Here is a 16,755-nt window from a genome sequence, read left to right as displayed (position 1 = left end):
CCTCAACCACCGACAACAACTAACCAAGACAACCAACGACGCGAGGGTCAGAACTCGACCGGCCAGAGTGGGTCACGGTTCAGCCGTCGCCGACAAGGCATCCGCCTTGGCAGTCAGCCAACGGATCAGCTCGGGTCCACCCATCAAGCCCTTAGCTACCGTGGCGCGCGGCCGGCGGACCGGGCTGGAGCAGGGCCGAGACAGGAGTGCAGGCCGGGGGCGACGGGCACGCGACGCCGCCTTGGGCGGAGGAAGCACCCTTGATGAAGCAGTGAAACTCGTAACAGTCCGCCCTGTATCCCGCCCGCACACACCCGTTGATCGGGGTCGTCGAAACCATGATCCGGACCAGTGGCGGATCGGATCCGGTCTGGGAGCAAGAGTCCGCAGGTCAGAGTGTGCCTACTCAGCGGTCTGTAGATCTGCCGCGCAAGCTACGCAGGTTCGAACCCTGCACCAGCCACGGGATGGAGAACAGCCCCCGATCTGCGGAGACGCGGATCGGGGGCTGTTGTCGTTTTCGCGTCGCGTGAGGGCCGCGGCGCTGCTGGGCCGACGGCGGGCGCACTTATTGCGCATTGCTTGCAATTACGGGCAGTAGGCAGCAGAGTGGGTGCGGGGGTGGGTGGGGCCGTTCAGCGTGATTGTGGTGGTGTCCCGGGTGTGCGTAGGGCGCGCCGGGGGTTCTTCGCAAGAGCTGGTCGTCTTCCCAACCGGCGCCCGCCGGGACAGCGGCCCACCCATCCCCGCCACCGCCCCCCGCCATGAGCTCTCCCGCGGTGCGTCAAGGGCCCGTCAATGGTTCCTGGGGTGGCGTCAGGAACGCGTAGGGGTCGGGGGAAGGGCGGGGGTGCGGCCCGCAGGATCGGAGGAACTACCGATCGCGGAGGTTCCGTCCGATGTCCAGCGCCATCACCACCCCGGCCGTCACGGCCGAACCCGAGCCGCCGGACGCCGGTGCGGGCGACGAGCGGCACCGGCTGAGTGCGCTGGGCGGTCTGGCGGCGCTGTCGTTGGATGCCATGGCCTCGGTCGCGTACGGGCCGGAGTCGATCGTGCTGGTGCTGGCCGCGGCCGGGGCGTACGGGCTGGGCTTCACGCTGCCGGTGACGGTGGCGATCGCGGTGCTGCTGGGTGTGCTGGTGGCGTCGTACCGGCAGGTGATCGCGGCGTTCCCGGACGGCGGCGGTGCGTACGCGGTGGCGAAGGAGCACCTGGGCCGGCGGACGGCGCTGACGGCGGCCGCCTCGCTGGTGATCGACTACATCCTGAACGTGGCGGTCTCGGTGACCGCGGGCGTGGCGGCGCTGACTTCGGCGGTGCCGAGCCTGTACGACGACCGGGTCTGGCTGTGCCTGGGGGTGCTGGCCCTGGTGACGGCGGTGAACCTGCGCGGGATCGCCGAGTCGGCGCGCTGGTTCATGGCGCCGACGGCCGTCTTCGTGGTGTCGATCCTGGCGATCATCGTGGTCGGCCTGTTCCGGGACGGCCCGGCGAGCACCGAGGCCGCCGCGGGCCACGCCTCGACGCTGGCCGAGAACGCCACGACCGTCGGTGCGCTGCTGCTGCTCAAGGCGTTCGCGGCCGGGTGCTCGGCGCTGACCGGGGTGGAGGCGGTGGCGAACGCCGTCCCGTCGTTCCGGACCCCGCGGGTGAGGCGGGCGCAGCACACCGAGGTGGCGCTCGGCGCCCTGCTCGGCGTGATGCTGATCGGGCTGGCCGTGCTGATCGGCCGTTTCCACCTCCAGCCGGTGGAGGGCGTCACGGTGCTGGCCCAGCTCGCCGACGCCTCGCTCGGCCACGGCGCCGCGTTCTACGTGGTCCAGTTCGCCACCGTGGTGCTGCTCGGGCTGGCCGCGAACACCTCTTTCGGCGGGCTGCCGGTGCTGCTGCACCTGCTCGCCCGGGACAACCACCTGCCGCACGTGTTCGCGCTGCGGGCCGACCGCCAGGTGCACCGGCACGGGGTGCTGTTCCTCGCCCTGGTGTCGGCGGCGCTGCTGGTCGGCTCGGGTGGGGACGTGAACAGCCTGGTACCGCTGTTCTCGATCGGCGTGTTCGTCGGGTTCACGATCTGTCAGGTCGGCATGGTCCGGCACTGGTCCGTGCACCGGCCGGCCGGCTGGGTGTGGAAGGCCGCGCTGAACGGGTTCGGCGCGCTGCTCACCGGGGTCGCGACGCTGGTGGTGACCGGCACCAAGTTCACCGAGGGCGCCTGGGGCATCGTGGTGGCGCTGCCGCTGCTGGTGGTGCTGTTCGAGGCGGTGCACCGCAGCTACGGGCTGATCGGCGAGCGGCTGGAACTGGGCCGGGTGCCGGGCGCGGTGACCCGCCAGCGCAGCCTGGTCGTCGTGCCGGTGACGGCCATCACCCGGCTCACCCGGGACGGCCTGTCGGCGGCGCTGTCGCTCGGCGACGAGGTCCTGGCGGTGACGGTGGTGCACGAGCAGTCCGAGGCGGAGGCGCTGCGGCGGGACTGGGAGCTGTGGCAGCCGGGCGTGCCGCTGGTGGAGATTCCGGAGGACCGCCGCCGGCTGGGCCAGCCGATCGCCGCGTTCGTGAACCGGCTCGGCGAGGAGCACGCCTACGACCGGCTGACGGTGCTGATCCCGGAGGTGGAGCCGGCCCGCTGGTGGCAGCGGGCGCTGCAGAACCGGCGCGGCGCCGTGATCGACCGCGCGCTGCGCCGGCACACGGACGCGGTGGTCTGCCGGCTGCGGATGCGGATGTGACCCGGGCCGCCACCGCTGAGGTGTTGGGCGGCCTGGCGGGGCTTCCGGGAGAGGCGCCCCGGTGGGCGTCCACACCCTGGACGCCCGATAACAACCTGGCATCTTGACGCGGTCTTAACGGGGCACTCTTGACGCCCTCGATACGCCCGGCGCCCACCCGCCCGCAGCGGCTCTGACCTGCGGGAAGGCCTTTGATCTGGTGGGTGTCGGGCGATCTCCACAACGAATTCCGTTGCGTTTTCCCGACCTAACCTCACATTTGTGTTCAACGTGCCCCAGGCGCTCAAGCGCCTCGTCATCGGCCGGGCCATGCGCAGCGAGGAGCTCGGCGAGACGCTGCTGCCCAAGCGGCTGGCGCTGCCGATCTTCGCCTCCGACCCGCTCTCCTCGGTCGCCTACGCGACCCAGGAGATCCTGCTGGTGCTCACCGTCGGTGGCGCCGCCTTCCTCTACCTGACCCCGTGGGTCGCGGCCGGTGTGGTCGCGCTGATGGCGGTCGTGGTGATGTCCTACCGCCAGGTGGTGCACGCCTACCCGAGCGGCGGCGGCTCGTACGAGGTGGTGTCCCGCAACCTCGGCGCCAACTCCGGTCTGGTGGTGGCCGCCTCGCTGCTGGTCGACTACGTGATGACGGTCGCGGTGTCGGTGGCCTCCGGGGTGGACAACATCATCTCGGCGGTGCCGTCGCTGGCCGGTCACCGGGTCTGGCTGGCGCTGGGCTTCGTGCTGCTGCTGATGGCGGTGAACCTGCGCGGTGTCCGGGAGTCCGGCAAGGCCTTCGCCGCGCCGACGTACCTGTTCATCGGCGGCATCCTGCTGATGGTGGTCACCGGGCTGGTCCGGGTCGCGCTCGGCGACGCGCCGGTGGCGTCCAGCGCCTCGTACGGGATCCTCCCGGAGGAGGGCAAGGACACGGTGGCCGGCCTCGGCCTGCTGATGCTGGGCCTGCGGGCGTTCGCCTCCGGCTGTACGGCGCTGACCGGGGTGGAGGCGATCTCCAACGGCGTCCCGGCGTTCCGGGCGCCGAAGGCGAGGAACGCCGCGCGCACCATGGCCGTGATGGGCACCACGGCCGTGGTGATGTTCGCCGGCATCACCGCCCTCGCGCTGATCGCCAAGGTGCACATCACCGAGGGCGGCGCCTGCCGGCTGACCGGCTTCCCCGGCGACTGCGCGAGCACGCCCCAGCAGACCGTGATCGCCCAGCTCGCGGCGGCGATCTTCGGCGGCGACCACAGCGTGCTGTTCTACGCGATCCAGGCGGTCACCGCGCTGGTGCTGATCCTGGCCGCCAACACCGCCTTCAACGGCTTCCCGCTGCTGGCCTCGATCCTGGCCGAGCACCGCTACCTGCCCCGGCAGATGCACACCCGCGGGGACCGGCTGGCCTTCTCCAACGGCATCATCGCGCTCGCGGTGGTGGCCGGCGGGCTGCTCTGGCTGTACGACGCGAACGTCACCAGCCTGATCCACCTGTACATCCTGGGCGTCTTCACCTCCTTCACGCTGTCCCAGATCGGCATGGTCCGGCACTGGAACCGGGCGCTGGCCACCGAGACCGATCCGGCGGTGCGCCGCTCGGCGCTGCGCTCCCGGGTGATCAACGCCTTCGGCGCGGTCGTCACCGCGCTGGTGCTGGTGATCGTGCTGCTCACCAAGTTCACCCAGGGCGCCTGGCTGGCCGTGGTCGCCGCGCTGGTGCTGTGGCTGATGATGCGCGGCATCCGCCGGCACTACGACGGCGTCGCCGCCGAGCTGGCGGTGGACGACCCGGAGGCCGAGTCGGCGCGGCCCGCCCGGGTGCACGGGATCGTGCTGGTGTCCAAGCTGCACAAGCCGACGCTGCGGGCGCTCGGCTACGCGGAGGCGTTCCGGCCGGACTCGCTGGAGGCGCTGACCGTGGCGGTGGAGCCGGAGGCCACCGGGGAGTTGGAGCGGCAGTGGACGGAGGCCGGCGTCCGGGTGCCGCTGAAGGTGCTGGACTCGCCGTACCGGGAGATCACCAAGCCGGTGCTGGCGTACGTGCGGGAGCACCGCCGGGACAGCCCCCGGGAGGCGGTCGCCGTGTTCATCCCGGAGTACGTGGTCGGCCGCTGGTGGGAGCACCTGCTGCACAACCAGTCGGCGCTGTGGCTGAAGAGCCGGCTGCTGTTCACGGCGGGCGTGATGGTGATCAGCGTGCCGTGGCAGCTGACCTCCTCCGGGCGCGCGGGCGGCCCGTCGCGCCGGGCGCCCGGCGCGGTGCGCCGGGGCGAGCCGGCCCCGGGGAGCGGGTACGAGCGGCTCCCGGCGCCGGAGAAGGTCTGACCGGAGCAGCATCCGGCCCCCCCCGGGGCCCCCGGCCCTCCCGGGCACCCGCCCGCACCCCCACCCGTACGGAAGCCCCGGAATCCCGGGGCTTCCGGCGTTCCGGCGCCGGGTCGATCACGGCCTGATGACGACGGTCACGGCCCGGTGAAGCGGGCGTCAAGGTCGCGTCAACGTCCCGCAGTCACCCGTATGGAGGGCGTCAGGGAGCCATAACGCGCCTCTGACGGCTGCTTTGCTGCATCTGCCGGTCGTCCGCCGGCGCCGCGCGAAGCCCCCGGCCCGCCCGCGGCAGTCTCCCGAACCGCTCTGGTGGAGCCCATGTCCGATCTCATCTACGTCGGTGTCACGGTCGCCGTGTTCGCCGTCATCGCCCTGATCGCGCGGGGGGTGGAGAAGCTGTGAGCGCGGAGAACATCGCAGGTCTGATCGTGGCCGTCGCGCTCGTCGGCTATCTCGTCGTGGCGCTGATCTTCCCGGAGAAGTTCTGACATGGGATCCACTCTCGCGGGCTGGTTGCAGGCCCTTGCCCTGGTCGGGGCACTGGCCCTGTGCTACCGCCCCCTTGGCGACTACATCGCCAAGCTCCTCACCACCACCAAGCACCTCAGAGTCGAGCGTGGCATCTACAAGGTGATCGGCGTCGACGGCGACGCCGATCAGCGCTGGCCGGTGTACCTCCGCTCGGTGCTGGCCTTCTCGGCCGTCTCCGTCCTCTTCCTCTACGGCCTGATCCGCCTCCAGGGCTACCTGCTGCTGAACCTGGGTGTTCCGCAGATGGAGGGTCACCAGGCCTGGAACACCGCGATCTCGTTCGTCGCGAACACCAACTGGCAGTCCTACGCCGGTGAGTCCGCGATGGGCCACCTGGCGCAGATGGCGGGCCTGGCGGTGCAGAACTTCGTCTCCGCGGCCGTCGGCATCGCCGTCGTCGGCGCGCTGATCCGGGGCTTCACCCGCAACCGGACCGACCGGGTCGGCAACTTCTGGGTGGACCTCACCCGGATCAACCTGCGCCTGCTGCTGCCGATCTCGATCGTCTTCGCCCTGGTCCTGGCCGCCTCCGGCGTGATCCAGAACTTCCACGGCTTCCACGAGGTGGCCACGCTCAGCGGCGACGTGCAGAAGATCCCGGGCGGCCCGGTGGCCTCCCAGGAGGTCATCAAGCTGCTCGGCACCAACGGCGGCGGCTTCTTCAACGCCAACTCCGCGCACCCGTTCGAGAACCCGACCGGCTTCTCCAACCTGGTCGAGATCTTCCTGATCCTGCTGATCCCGTTCGCGCTGCCGCGGGCCTTCGGCCGGATGGTGGGGGACAACCGCCAGGGCTACGCGATCCTCGCCGTGATGGGCCTGTTCTGGGTCGCCTCGACCGCCCTGCTCACCTTCGCCGAGTCGCAGCACCAGGGCACCGCCCTGCAGGCCGCGGGCGCCGCGATGGAGGGCAAGGAGCAGCGCTTCGGCATCGCCGCCTCCGGCCTGTTCGCCGCCTCGACCACGCTGACCTCGACCGGCGCGGTGAACTCCTTCCACGACTCGTTCACGCCGTTCGGCGGCGGGTTGACGGTCTTCAACATGATGCTGGGCGAGATCGCGCCCGGCGGTGTGGGCTCCGGCCTGTACGGCATGCTCGTGCTGGCGATCGTCGCGGTGTTCGTCGCCGGTCTGATGGTCGGCCGCACCCCCGAGTACCTGGGCAAGAAGCTCGGCGGCCGGGAGATGAAGTTCGCCTCGCTGTACATCCTCACCACGCCGACCCTCGTGCTGGTCGGCACGGGCCTGGCGATGGCCCTGCCGGGGGAGCGGGCCGGGATGCTCAACTCGGGCTCCCACGGCTTCTCCGAGGTGCTGTACGCCTTCACCTCGGCCGCCAACAACAACGGCTCGGCCTTCGGCGGCATCACCGTCAACACCGACTGGTACGACACGGCGCTCGGCCTGGCGATGATCTTCGGCCGCCTCCTGCCGATCGTCTTCGTCCTGGCGCTGTCCGGTTCGCTCGCCCAGCAGCAGCCGGTCCCGGCCACCCCGGGCACCCTGCCCACCCACAAGCCGCTGTTCGTGGGCCTGCTGTCGGGCGTCATCCTGATCGTCGTCGGCCTCACCTACTTCCCGGCCCTGGCTCTCGGGCCGATCGCGGAAGGTCTCTCCTGATGTCCACCCCTACGCTCAACCCCGCACCGGCCGACAAGGCTGAGCCCTCCGCGCCGCACAGAGTGGCCAGCGGCCTGCTCGACCCGAAGCTGATCGTCGCGGCCCTGCCGGACGCGGTGAAGAAGCTCGACCCCCGGGTGATGGTCAAGAACCCGGTGATGTTCGTGGTCGAGGTCGGCTCGGTGGTCACCACCGTCTCCGCGATCGCCAGCCCGTCCGTGTTCGCCTGGGCCATCACCGTCTGGCTCTGGCTCACCACGATCTTCGCCAACCTGGCCGAGGCCGTCGCCGAGGGCCGCGGCAAGGCCCAGGCCGACACCCTGCGCAAGACCAAGACCGAGAGCGTCGCCCGCCGGCTCACCAACTGGCCCGCCACGCAGGCCGAGGAGGAGGTGCCGGGCACCGCGCTGCGGCTCGGCGACCACGTGGTGGTCGAGGCCGGGCAGATCATCCCCGGCGACGGCGACGTCGTCGAGGGCGTCGCGAGCGTCGACGAGTCGGCGATCACCGGCGAGTCCGCGCCGGTCATCCGCGAGTCCGGCGGTGACCGCTCGGCGGTGACCGGCGGCACCAAGGTGCTGTCCGACCGGATCGTGGTGAAGATCGCCTCGGAGCCCGGCAAGTCGTTCATCGACCGGATGATCGCCCTGGTCGAGGGCGCCGCCCGGCAGAAGACGCCGAACGAGATCGCGCTGAACATCCTGCTCGCCTCGCTGACCATCGTCTTCCTGGTCGCCGTGGTGACCCTGCAGCCGATGGCCACCTACGCGGGCGCCCCGCAGCCGATGGTCGTCCTGGTCGCCCTGATCGTGGCGCTCATCCCGACCACCATCGGCGCGCTGCTCTCCGCGATCGGGATCGCCGGCATGGACCGGCTGGTGCAGCGCAACGTGCTGGCGATGTCCGGCCGGGCCGTCGAGGCGGCCGGCGACGTCAACACCCTGCTGCTGGACAAGACCGGCACCATCACCCTGGGCAACCGCCAGGCCGCCGAGTTCCTGCCCGCCCCGGGCGTGTCCACCGAGGAACTGGCCAGCGCCGCTCAGCTGTCCTCCCTCGCGGACGAGACCCCGGAGGGCCGCTCGATCGTGGTCCTCGCCAAGACCGAGTACGGTCTGCGGGCCCGCGCCCAGGGCGAGCTGACGCACGCCACCTGGGTCCCGTTCACCGCCCAGACCCGGATGTCCGGCGTCGACCTGGACGAGGCCGAGGCGGTCCACCAGGTCCGCAAGGGCGCGGCCGGCGCGGTCACCAACTGGGTGACCGAGAACGGCGGTTCGGTCGGCAGCGAGGTCGCCGCCCTGGTCGACGGGATCTCCGCGGCCGGCGGCACCCCGCTGGTGGTGGCGACCAAGGTCGGCGCCAAGCCGGCCCGCGTCCTCGGGGTGATCCACCTCAAGGACGTGGTCAAGGAGGGCATGCGGGAGCGCTTCGACGAGCTCCGCCGGATGGGCATCAAGACCATCATGATCACGGGCGACAACCCGCTGACCGCCAAGGCGATCGCGGAGGAGGCGGGCGTGGACGACTTCCTCGCCGAGGCCACCCCCGAGGACAAGATGGCGCTGATCAAGAAGGAGCAGGAGGGCGGCAAGCTGGTCGCGATGACCGGCGACGGCACCAACGACGCCCCCGCGCTCGCCCAGGCCGACGTCGGCGTGGCCATGAACACCGGGACCATGGCGGCCAAGGAGGCCGGCAACATGGTCGACCTGGACTCCAACCCGACCAAGCTGATCGAGATCGTCGAGATCGGCAAGCAGCTGCTGATCACCCGTGGTGCGCTGACCACCTTCTCGATCGCCAACGACGTGGCCAAGTACTTCGCGATCATCCCCGCGATGTTCGCCGGGGTCTACCCGGGCCTGAGCCACCTCAACATCATGGGCCTGCACAGCCCGCAGTCCGCGATCACCTCGGCGATCATCTTCAACGCCCTGGTCATCATCGGCCTGATCCCGCTCGCCCTGCGCGGCGTGCGCTACCGCCCGTCCGACGCCAGCTCCCTGCTGCGCCGCAACATCGGGGTCTACGGCTTCGGCGGTCTGGTGGTGCCGTTCGTCGGCATCAAGCTGATCGACCTGATCGTCCAGTTCATCCCCGGCCTGAGCTGAGAGAGGAGAATCCGATGTCCAAGCCCCTGCCGACGACCGTCCGCACCCACTTCACCGCACTGCGGGCGCTGCTGGTGCTCACCGCGATCCTCGGGATCGCCTACCCGCTGCTGGTCACCGGGATCAGCCAGGTCGCCTTCACCGAGAAGGCCAACGGCTCGCTCGTGAAGTCCGACGGCAAGGAGGTCGGTTCCAGCCTGATCGGCCAGAACTTCAACCTCCCGAAGAAGAACCCCGACGACCCGAAGGAGGAGGCGCAGCCGGACCCGAAGTGGTTCCAGCCCCGCCCCTCCGCGGCCGGGACCGGCTACGACTCGTCCTCGTCCGGCGCCTCCAACCTCGGCCCGAACAGTGACGACCTGCTGAAGGCCGTCAACGACCGCCGCGCCGCCGCCGCCGAGTTCGACGGCGTCGCCCCGGAGAGCGTCCCGGCCGACGCGCTGACCGCCTCCGGCTCCGGCCTCGACCCGTACATCTCGGTCGCCTACGCCGAGGAGCAGGTGAACCGGGTCGCCAAGACCCGGAACCTGTCGGCGGAGGAGGTGCGCAAGCTGGTCGAGAAGTACACCGAAGGCCGCTCGCTCGGCTTCCTCGGACAGGAGGGCGTCAACGTCCTCCTGCTGAACCGGGCCCTCGCGGAACAGAAGTGACCGTCCGAACAGAGATGACCGGCGGAACAGAGATGGCCGACGGAACAGAAGTGACAGGTCAACGGCTGGATCCGTGAAACAGGCCGACCCGGGCCGGGGCACCACCCCCGCGCCCGGGTCGGCCGCCGTACGTCCCGACCCCGGCCCGAGGACGCCCTGGCGGCAGCCCTCGCAGGAACGAAAGAGCAGTGCCCATGGCCCGCGACCTCACCCCCGGCACCGGCATCCGCAGGGGCCGGCTGAGGGTGTACCTCGGTTCCGCCCCGGGGGTCGGCAAGACCTACCGGATGCTGGACGAGGCCCGGCGCAGACAGGAGCGCGGGGCCGACGTCGCGGTCGGGTACATCGAGTGCCACGGCCGCCGCCACACCGAGGGCATGCTGGACGGCCTGGAGGTCCTGCCGCGTGTCCAACGCTCCTACCGTGACGCCGAGTTCGACGAGATGGACCTCGACGCGGTGCTCACCCGCCGCCCGTCCGTCGTGCTGGTCGACGAACTGGCGCACACCAACATCCCCGGCGGCCGCCACGCCAAGCGCTGGCAGGACGTCGAGGAACTGCTGGCCGCCGGGATCGACGTCATCACCACCGTCAACATCCAGCACCTGGAATCGTTGAACGACGTCGTCCAGAAGATCACCGGCATCCCGCAGCGCGAGACCGTCCCGGACGAGGTGGTCCGCCGGGCCGACCAGATCGAACTCGTCGACATGGCCCCGCAGGCGCTGCGCCGCCGGATGGCCCACGGCAACGTCTACAGGGCGGAGAAGGTGGACGCCGCGCTCTCCAACTACTTCCGGGTCGGCAACCTCACCGCCCTGCGCGAACTCGCCCTGCTCTGGGTGGCCGGGCGGGTCGACGAGGGCCTGCGCGACTACCGGGCCAGCCACAACATCGACCGCGTCTGGGAGACCCGCGAACGCGTCGTGGTCGCCCTCACCGGCGGCCCCGAGGGCGAGACCCTGATCCGCCGCGCCGCCCGGATCGCCGACCGCACCGCCGGCGGCGACCTGCTGGCCGTCCACGTCACCCGCAGCGACGGCCTGGCCGGCGCCTCCTCCGGTGCGCTCGCCCAGCAGCGCCAGCTGGTCGAGACCCTCGGCGGCAGCTACCACGTGGTGGTCGGCGACGACATCCCCACCGCGCTGCTCACCTTCGCCCGCGCCCACGACGCCACCCAGCTGGTGCTCGGCACCAGCCGCCGCGGCCGGATCAACCGCTTCCTCACCGGCCCCGGCATCGGCGAGACCACCGTGGACGACTCCGAGGACATCGACGTCCACATGGTCACCCACGAGTTCACCGGCCGCGGCCGGCTGCCCTCGCTCGGCCGCCGCCACTCCAAGCGCCGCACCATCGCCGGCTACGCCGCCGGCCTCGTGGTGCCCTGGCTGCTGACCGCGATCCTGTCCCAGGCGCACGAGAGCATCAACCTCACCACCGACGCGCTGATCTTCCAGCTCGGCGTGGTCATCGTCGCCCTGCTCGGCGGCGCCACCTCCGCCCTGCTGGCCTCGGTCAGCGCCTCGCTGCTGCTCAACTACTACTTCATCCCGCCGATACACGCCCTGACCATCGGCGAGACCAACAACATCGTCGCCCTGGTCGTCTTCGCCTCCGTCGCGCTCGCCGTCGCCACCATCGTCGACCACGCCAGCCGGCTCACCAGCCGCGCCGCCCGTGCCACCGCCGAGGCCGAGACCCTCTCCACCCTGGCCGGCAGCGTGCTGCGCGGCGCCGACGCCCTGTCCGCCCTGATGGAGAAGTCCCGGACGGCCTTCGGCATGCAGGCCGTCGCCCTGCTCTCCCGGGTCGACGACGAGGTGCTCGCCCACTCCGAGGCCGAGCACCAGGACGACGCCGACGGGCAGAGCGAGACCACCGAGGTGCCGGTCGGCGCGGACGCCGTCCTGGTCCTCACCGGCCGCCGGCTGCCGGCCGCCGACCAGCGCGTCCTCACCGCCTTCGCCGCGCACGTCGCCGTCGCGTTGGAACGCGACCGGCTCGCCATGGTCGCCGCCGAGGTCGAGCCGATCAAGGCCGCCGACCGGATGCGCACCGCCCTGCTCGCCGCCGTCAGCCACGACCTGCGCACCCCGCTCGCCGCCGCGCTCGCCTCGGTCGGCTCGCTGCGCAGCCCCGACGTCGAGTTCTCGCCCGAGGACCAGGCCGAACTGCTCGCCACCGCCGACGAGTCGCTGGTCAAGCTCACCCGCCTGGTCGACAACCTGCTCGACATGAGCCGCCTCCAAGCCGGCGCGCTCACCCTGCACCTCGCCGAGACCCACCTCGACGAGATCCTGCCCCGGGCGCTCGACAGCCTCCCCGACCCGTACGCCCCGATCCAGCCGCTCGACCTGGACACCGCGCCGCCGGTGCTCGCCGATCCGCCGCTGCTGGAGCGGGTGCTCGCCAACGTGATCACCAACGCGCTGCGCTACAACGCGCCCGGCGCGCCCGTCCTGGTCACCGCCAGCCACCACGCCGACCAGGTCGAGATCCGGGTGATCGACCGCGGCCCCGGCATCGCCCCCGAGGAGCGCGACCGGGTCTTCCTGCCCTTCCAGCGCCTCGGCGACACCGACAACACCACCGGTGTCGGTCTCGGCCTCGCGCTCTCCCGCGGCCTGGCCGAGGCCATGGGCGGCAGCCTGGAGGTCGAGGACACCCCCGGGGGCGGCACCACCATGCTGCTCACCCTGCCCGCCGCCACTCGGGAGGAGCCCGTACATGAGTGGACGAACTGAACGAACCGCCGAAAGCTGCGTGTCCCGCGAAGCGACCGCCGAGCGGAGCGAGGTGGCCGCATGAGCGAGATCCTGATCGTCGACGACGAACCGGCCCTGCTGCGCACGCTGCGGATCAACCTCAGCGCCCGGCAGTACGCCGTGCGGACGGCCGCCAGCGGCGGCGAGGCGTTGGACCGCGCCGCGCACTCCGCCCCGGACGCCGTGCTGCTCGACCTCGGCCTGCCGGACCTGGACGGCATGGACGTGCTGCGCGGCCTGCGCACCCGCAGCGCGATGCCGATCATCGTGCTCTCCGGCCGGTCCGGTGCCGCGGACAAGGTGGGCGCCCTCGACGCGGGCGCGGACGACTATCTCACCAAGCCGTTCCTGATGGAGGAGCTGCTGGCCCGGCTGCGCGCCGTGCTGCGCCGGCCGGTGGGCGGTGCCCCGCTGGGGCGGCCGGTGATAGGCGACCACACCGTCGACCTGACGGCCACCACGGTGACCGGCCCGCGGGGCCCGGTGCGGCTCACCCCGACCGAGTGGCGGATCCTCGCCCTGCTGGTGGCCAACCCGGGCCGGCTGGTGCCCGGGCGGCAGATCCTGCGGGAGGTGTGGGGGCCGGCCCAGGAGGCGCGCGGCAACTACCTGCGGGTCTATCTGGCCGGGCTGCGCCGCAAGTTGGAGCGCGACCCGGGCCGCCCGCGGCACCTGATCACCGAACCGGGGATCGGGTACCGGTACGAGCCCTGAGCACCGCCCCGGGCGCCGCCGCGTCAACGACCCGTCAAGAGCGGGCCGGAGACCGACAGGGGAGCGTCAAGGCAGGCCCGGAGCGGTGTTCCGTGGGCGTAGCGTCAGTGCTGACCGAGCGGGCCCGGCTCCAATGTGGGGGAGGCCCGGGACCGCTCCAGCCGCCGTTGAAAGGCGGCCAGCAGGTGGGGGAGGGGCGCGCGACATCCGTCGCGCGCCCCTTGAATTTTCTCGGGGGGGGCCGCTCAGCCCCCGCCGGTGCTCCCGGACTGCCGGGGCAGCGCCAGCGCCACGGTGTCCGCGAACTCCCGCACCGCGCTCGTCCGGCTGACCACCCGGCCGCTGTGCACCACCAGCCGGCTGTGGCCGCCCGCGAGCGCCCCGGCCAGGCTGTCCCCGCGCACCGCCAGCAGCTCCGCCGGGAACCCGGCGTCCACCCGGACCGGCGGCAGCCCGAGCGCCGCCCGGGCCTGGTTCGCCACCGCGTCGTACGCCGCCTCCAGGTCCAGCTCCCCGCCCGCCGCCAGCAGGTACGCCGACTCCAGCGGATCCGCCCGGCCGACCGGGTTGGACTGGTCCCGCAGCGCGCCGCTGCCGGCCGCCAGCGGCACCCGGGCCTCCGTCAACTCCCGTAGCAGGCCCGGCCGAAGCCCCGGCGCCCGGCCCTCCAGCCCGGTGCAGCCGCCGTTCTGCGGCAGGCAGACCACCCGCACCCCGCCGGTCGCCAGCACCGTGGACGCACCCCGGGCCAGCGCCCCGCACGGCCCGAGCGTCACCCGCGGCCGCAGCGGGGCCAACGCGCCGACCAGTCGTGCGAGTTGGGCCGGATCGCCGGCCGTGGTGTGCAGGTCCACCGGGCAGTCCGCCTCCCGGGCGGCCTCCAGCAGCACCTGGACGTACCCGGCCGGATCCGGGTCCAGCTCCGGGCAGCCGCCGGCCGCGGTGGCGCCCAGCTTGAGCGCGTCGCGCAGTTGCGCCCGGCCGTCGGCGCCGGCCAGGCCGGTGAGCAGCCGGGGCATCGCCACCGCCTGGAGTTCGGCCAGGCCGCGCAGCGCCTGCCGGGCGGTGAGCACCGCCTCCAGCCGGCGCAGCCCGTGCACGTCGCCGATCCGGACGTGGGTGCGCTGGGCGGTGGCGCCGTAGCCGAGCGAGGCGAGCGCGGCCTCGGTGACCCGCCGGGTGAGGTCGCCGGGGCTCTCCGGTGGCGGGGCGGACAGGGCGGCCGAGAAGGCGGTGTCGTAGTGGGCGTGCGCCTCGGCGGGGGCCGGCAGCAGCAGGTAGCCCTTGAGGTCGATCCGGGCGCCGGTGGTGACGGTGGGTGCGCCGGGCAGGGCAGGGAGCGGGCCGAGGCTGCCGACGGTGCCGACGGCCTGGATCCGGTCCCCGCTGATCCGGACGTCCACCACCCGCCCGTCGGCCAGTCGGGCGCCGGTGAGCAGGAGGACCGGTCCGTGCCCGAGCGGGTTGGCTGTCGGGCCGGAGCCGGAGTGCGGTCCGTCGGCGGCTGCGCTGTCCATCGCAGGCTCCTTCCCGCGCTGGCCCGTCCGGTCGGCCGGACCGTCCTGATCCCGGGTCGTCCTGACGCCCCGGGCCGTCCCCGTCGATGAGGGTCGAGCCTATGGCGCGTGGGGGCGGGGCGCTCGGAGGCGGGCAATAGTCGTATCGGGTCGGGCCGTGCGGCTGGTGGGCCGATCGAACGCGGGGCCTTGGATCGTCCGTCCGTTCACCTCGCCGACCTGCGGTCTTCGCGTCGGGATACGGATTTCACCTCTGGGCGCGGAACGTGTAATCTCTTCCTCGTTCGCCCCTATAGCTCAGTCGGTAGAGCGTCTCCATGGTAAGGAGAAGGTCTGCGGTTCGATTCCGCATGGGGGCTCTGGTGAAAAGCAGTCGGCTTCGGTTGTGCTGCGGATCACTGTGGCGGTGTAGCTCAGTTGGTAGAGCAAGCGGCTCATAATCGCTGTGTCACCGGTTCAAGTCCGGTCACCGCTACCCCGCGTAGTCGGTCGGGAGATCGCACTCCCGGTCGGCTACTCTTGTTGTGTTCTTATTCGTTGTCCCAGGAAGGCACTCCCGTGGCTGCCACCGACGTCCGCCCGAAGATCACGCTGGCCTGCGTGGAGTGCAAGGAGCGGAACTACATCACCAAGAAGAACCGGCGTAACGACCCGGACCGTCTTGAGATGAAGAAGCACTGCCCCCGCTGCAACTCGCACACCGCGCACCGCGAGACCCGCTGACCCTCTCGCAGGGCATCGGGCCTGTGTGACAGGTCTTGAGCTCCGGGCCGCATCCCTCAGGGGGTGCGGCCCGGAGTTTTTCGCGTATGCACCCATGCGCGCCCCGCCGGCGGCAACGGCCGCCGGATCCACCGTGCTTCCGAGGAGTTGCCCCATGGCACTCGACCCCTCCTTCATCGGGCGGACCTACCCGCCCACCGAGCCGTACGAGGTCGGCCGGGAGAAGATCCGCGAGTTCGCGATCGCGATCGGGGACACCAATCCGGCGTTCACCGATCCGGCGGTGGCGAAGGCGCTGGGCCACCCCGATGTGATCGCCCCGACGACCTTCCCGTTCGTGATCACCTACCAGGCGGCCTCCCAGGTGGTCGAGGACCCGGAGCTGGGCCTGGACTACAGCCGAGTGGTGCACGGGGACCAGAAGTTCTCCTACTCCCGCCCGGTGCTGGCCGGCGACCGGCTGACGGTCGCGGTCACCATCGACAACATCAAGTCGCTGGCGGGCAACGACGTGCTCACCGTGCGTGGCGAGGTGTCGGACGCGATCGGCGAGCACGTGGTGACGTCGGTCATGACGCTGGTGGCCCGGGCCGCCGACGAGACGGGGAAGTGAACACGATGGCGATCAGCTACGACGAGGTCGAGGTCGGCACCCAGCTGCCGGCGCAGTCCTTCCCGGTGACCCGCGACACCCTGGTGCGGTACGCGGGCGCCTCCGGCGACTTCAACCCGATCCACTGGAACGAGAAGTTCGCCGTGGAGGTCGGCCTGCCGGACGTCATCGCGCACGGAATGTTCACCATGGCTGCGGCCATTCGGGTGGTCACCGACTGGGTCGGCGACCCGGCCGCGGTGGTCGAGTACGGCGTCCGCTTCACCCGCCCCGTCCCGGTGCCGAACGACGGCGTCGGCGCGGTGGTCGAGGTGTCGGCCAAGGTCGCCAAGCTGCTGGACGACCGCAAGGTGCAGGTCGACCTGCTGGCCACCACCGGCGGGCAGAAGGTGCTCGGGATGTCCAGGGCGGTCGTCCGGCTCGCCTGAAGGCCCCTCGGCCCCAGGTGTGTCCGGCCGCGGCG

The 16,755-nt window shown here is 71.7% G+C and carries 12 protein-coding genes and 2 tRNA genes; 13 read left to right on the top strand and 1 reads right to left on the bottom strand.

The genetic code is table 11. The features are described 5' to 3' along the window. The first annotated feature begins 899 nt into the window (after positions 1 to 899). The 8 genes from AB0R04_RS09050 (at position 900) to AB0R04_RS09015 (ending at position 13,439) form a co-directional block, all read left to right on the top strand. The gene (locus AB0R04_RS09050; protein ID WP_363369388.1) at positions 900 to 2,732 is read left to right on the top strand and encodes an APC family permease; all 1,833 of its coding nucleotides are present in this window, start codon (positions 900 to 902) and stop codon (positions 2,730 to 2,732) included. Positions 2,733 to 3,041: 309 nt separating this feature from the next. Then, a complete protein-coding gene (locus tag AB0R04_RS09045) occupies positions 3,042 to 5,039 on the top strand; it encodes an APC family permease (RefSeq protein ID WP_363369411.1) in 1,998 nt (665 codons plus the stop codon). Positions 5,040 to 5,440: 401 nt separating this feature from the next. Next, positions 5,441 to 5,530, top strand: coding sequence for a K(+)-transporting ATPase subunit F (kdpF, locus tag AB0R04_RS09040; protein WP_037971201.1), 90 nt, complete (start codon positions 5,441 to 5,443; stop codon positions 5,528 to 5,530). A gap of 1 nt (position 5,531) precedes the next feature. Further along, the gene (gene kdpA, locus AB0R04_RS09035) at positions 5,532 to 7,193 is read left to right on the top strand and encodes a potassium-transporting ATPase subunit KdpA (RefSeq protein ID WP_363369386.1); all 1,662 of its coding nucleotides are present in this window, start codon (positions 5,532 to 5,534) and stop codon (positions 7,191 to 7,193) included. Beyond that, positions 7,193 to 9,307, top strand: coding sequence for a potassium-transporting ATPase subunit KdpB (kdpB, locus tag AB0R04_RS09030; RefSeq protein ID WP_363369384.1), 2,115 nt, complete (start codon positions 7,193 to 7,195; stop codon positions 9,305 to 9,307). Before kdpA ends, kdpB begins: the two co-directional genes overlap by 1 nt. Before the next feature lie 14 nt (positions 9,308 to 9,321). Beyond that, positions 9,322 to 9,957, top strand: a complete 636-nt coding sequence (kdpC, locus tag AB0R04_RS09025; RefSeq protein ID WP_363369382.1) for a potassium-transporting ATPase subunit KdpC — start codon at positions 9,322 to 9,324, stop codon at positions 9,955 to 9,957. A gap of 194 nt (positions 9,958 to 10,151) precedes the next feature. Then, positions 10,152 to 12,704 carry a sensor histidine kinase KdpD gene (locus AB0R04_RS09020; RefSeq protein WP_363369380.1) on the top strand — a complete coding sequence of 851 codons (2,553 nt, stop codon included), beginning with the start codon at positions 10,152 to 10,154 and terminating at the stop codon, positions 12,702 to 12,704. Between the two features lie 60 nt (positions 12,705 to 12,764). Then, positions 12,765 to 13,439: a response regulator gene (locus AB0R04_RS09015; protein WP_063348925.1), complete on the top strand. Its 675-nt coding sequence runs from the start codon at positions 12,765 to 12,767 to the stop codon at positions 13,437 to 13,439. A 245-nt stretch (positions 13,440 to 13,684) separates the two neighbouring features. Here AB0R04_RS09015 and AB0R04_RS09010 read toward each other — a convergent pair whose 3' ends face one another. Further along, positions 13,685 to 14,956: a hydrolase gene (locus AB0R04_RS09010; protein ID WP_363369378.1), complete on the bottom strand. Its 1,272-nt coding sequence runs from the start codon at positions 14,954 to 14,956 to the stop codon at positions 13,685 to 13,687. Between the two features lie 286 nt (positions 14,957 to 15,242). Here AB0R04_RS09010 and AB0R04_RS09005 point away from each other — a divergent pair. The 5 genes from AB0R04_RS09005 to AB0R04_RS08985 all read left to right on the top strand — a co-directional run bounded on the left by AB0R04_RS09005 (position 15,243) and on the right by AB0R04_RS08985 (position 16,720). Next, positions 15,243 to 15,315: transfer RNA gene (locus AB0R04_RS09005), tRNA-Thr, on the top strand. Positions 15,316 to 15,358: 43 nt separating this feature from the next. After that, positions 15,359 to 15,431: transfer RNA gene (locus tag AB0R04_RS09000), tRNA-Met, on the top strand. An 83-nt stretch (positions 15,432 to 15,514) separates the two neighbouring features. Then, complete coding sequence (gene rpmG, locus AB0R04_RS08995; RefSeq protein ID WP_006604855.1) at positions 15,515 to 15,679, top strand: 50S ribosomal protein L33; 165 nt, start codon at positions 15,515 to 15,517, stop codon at positions 15,677 to 15,679. 154 nt (positions 15,680 to 15,833) lie between these two features. Next, a complete protein-coding gene (locus tag AB0R04_RS08990; RefSeq protein ID WP_363369376.1) occupies positions 15,834 to 16,292 on the top strand; it encodes a MaoC family dehydratase N-terminal domain-containing protein in 459 nt (152 codons plus the stop codon). Positions 16,293 to 16,297: 5 nt separating this feature from the next. After that, the gene (locus tag AB0R04_RS08985) at positions 16,298 to 16,720 is read left to right on the top strand and encodes a MaoC family dehydratase (RefSeq protein WP_063351327.1); all 423 of its coding nucleotides are present in this window, start codon (positions 16,298 to 16,300) and stop codon (positions 16,718 to 16,720) included. Positions 16,721 to 16,755: the final 35 nt, after the last annotated feature.

Source organism: Kitasatospora sp. NPDC056731 (assembly GCF_040687675.1).
Taxonomy (GTDB): Bacteria; Actinomycetota; Actinomycetes; order Streptomycetales; family Streptomycetaceae; genus Kitasatospora.
Note: the sequence above shows the minus strand (reverse complement) of the source record. Positions and strands in the feature narration are given on the sequence as shown.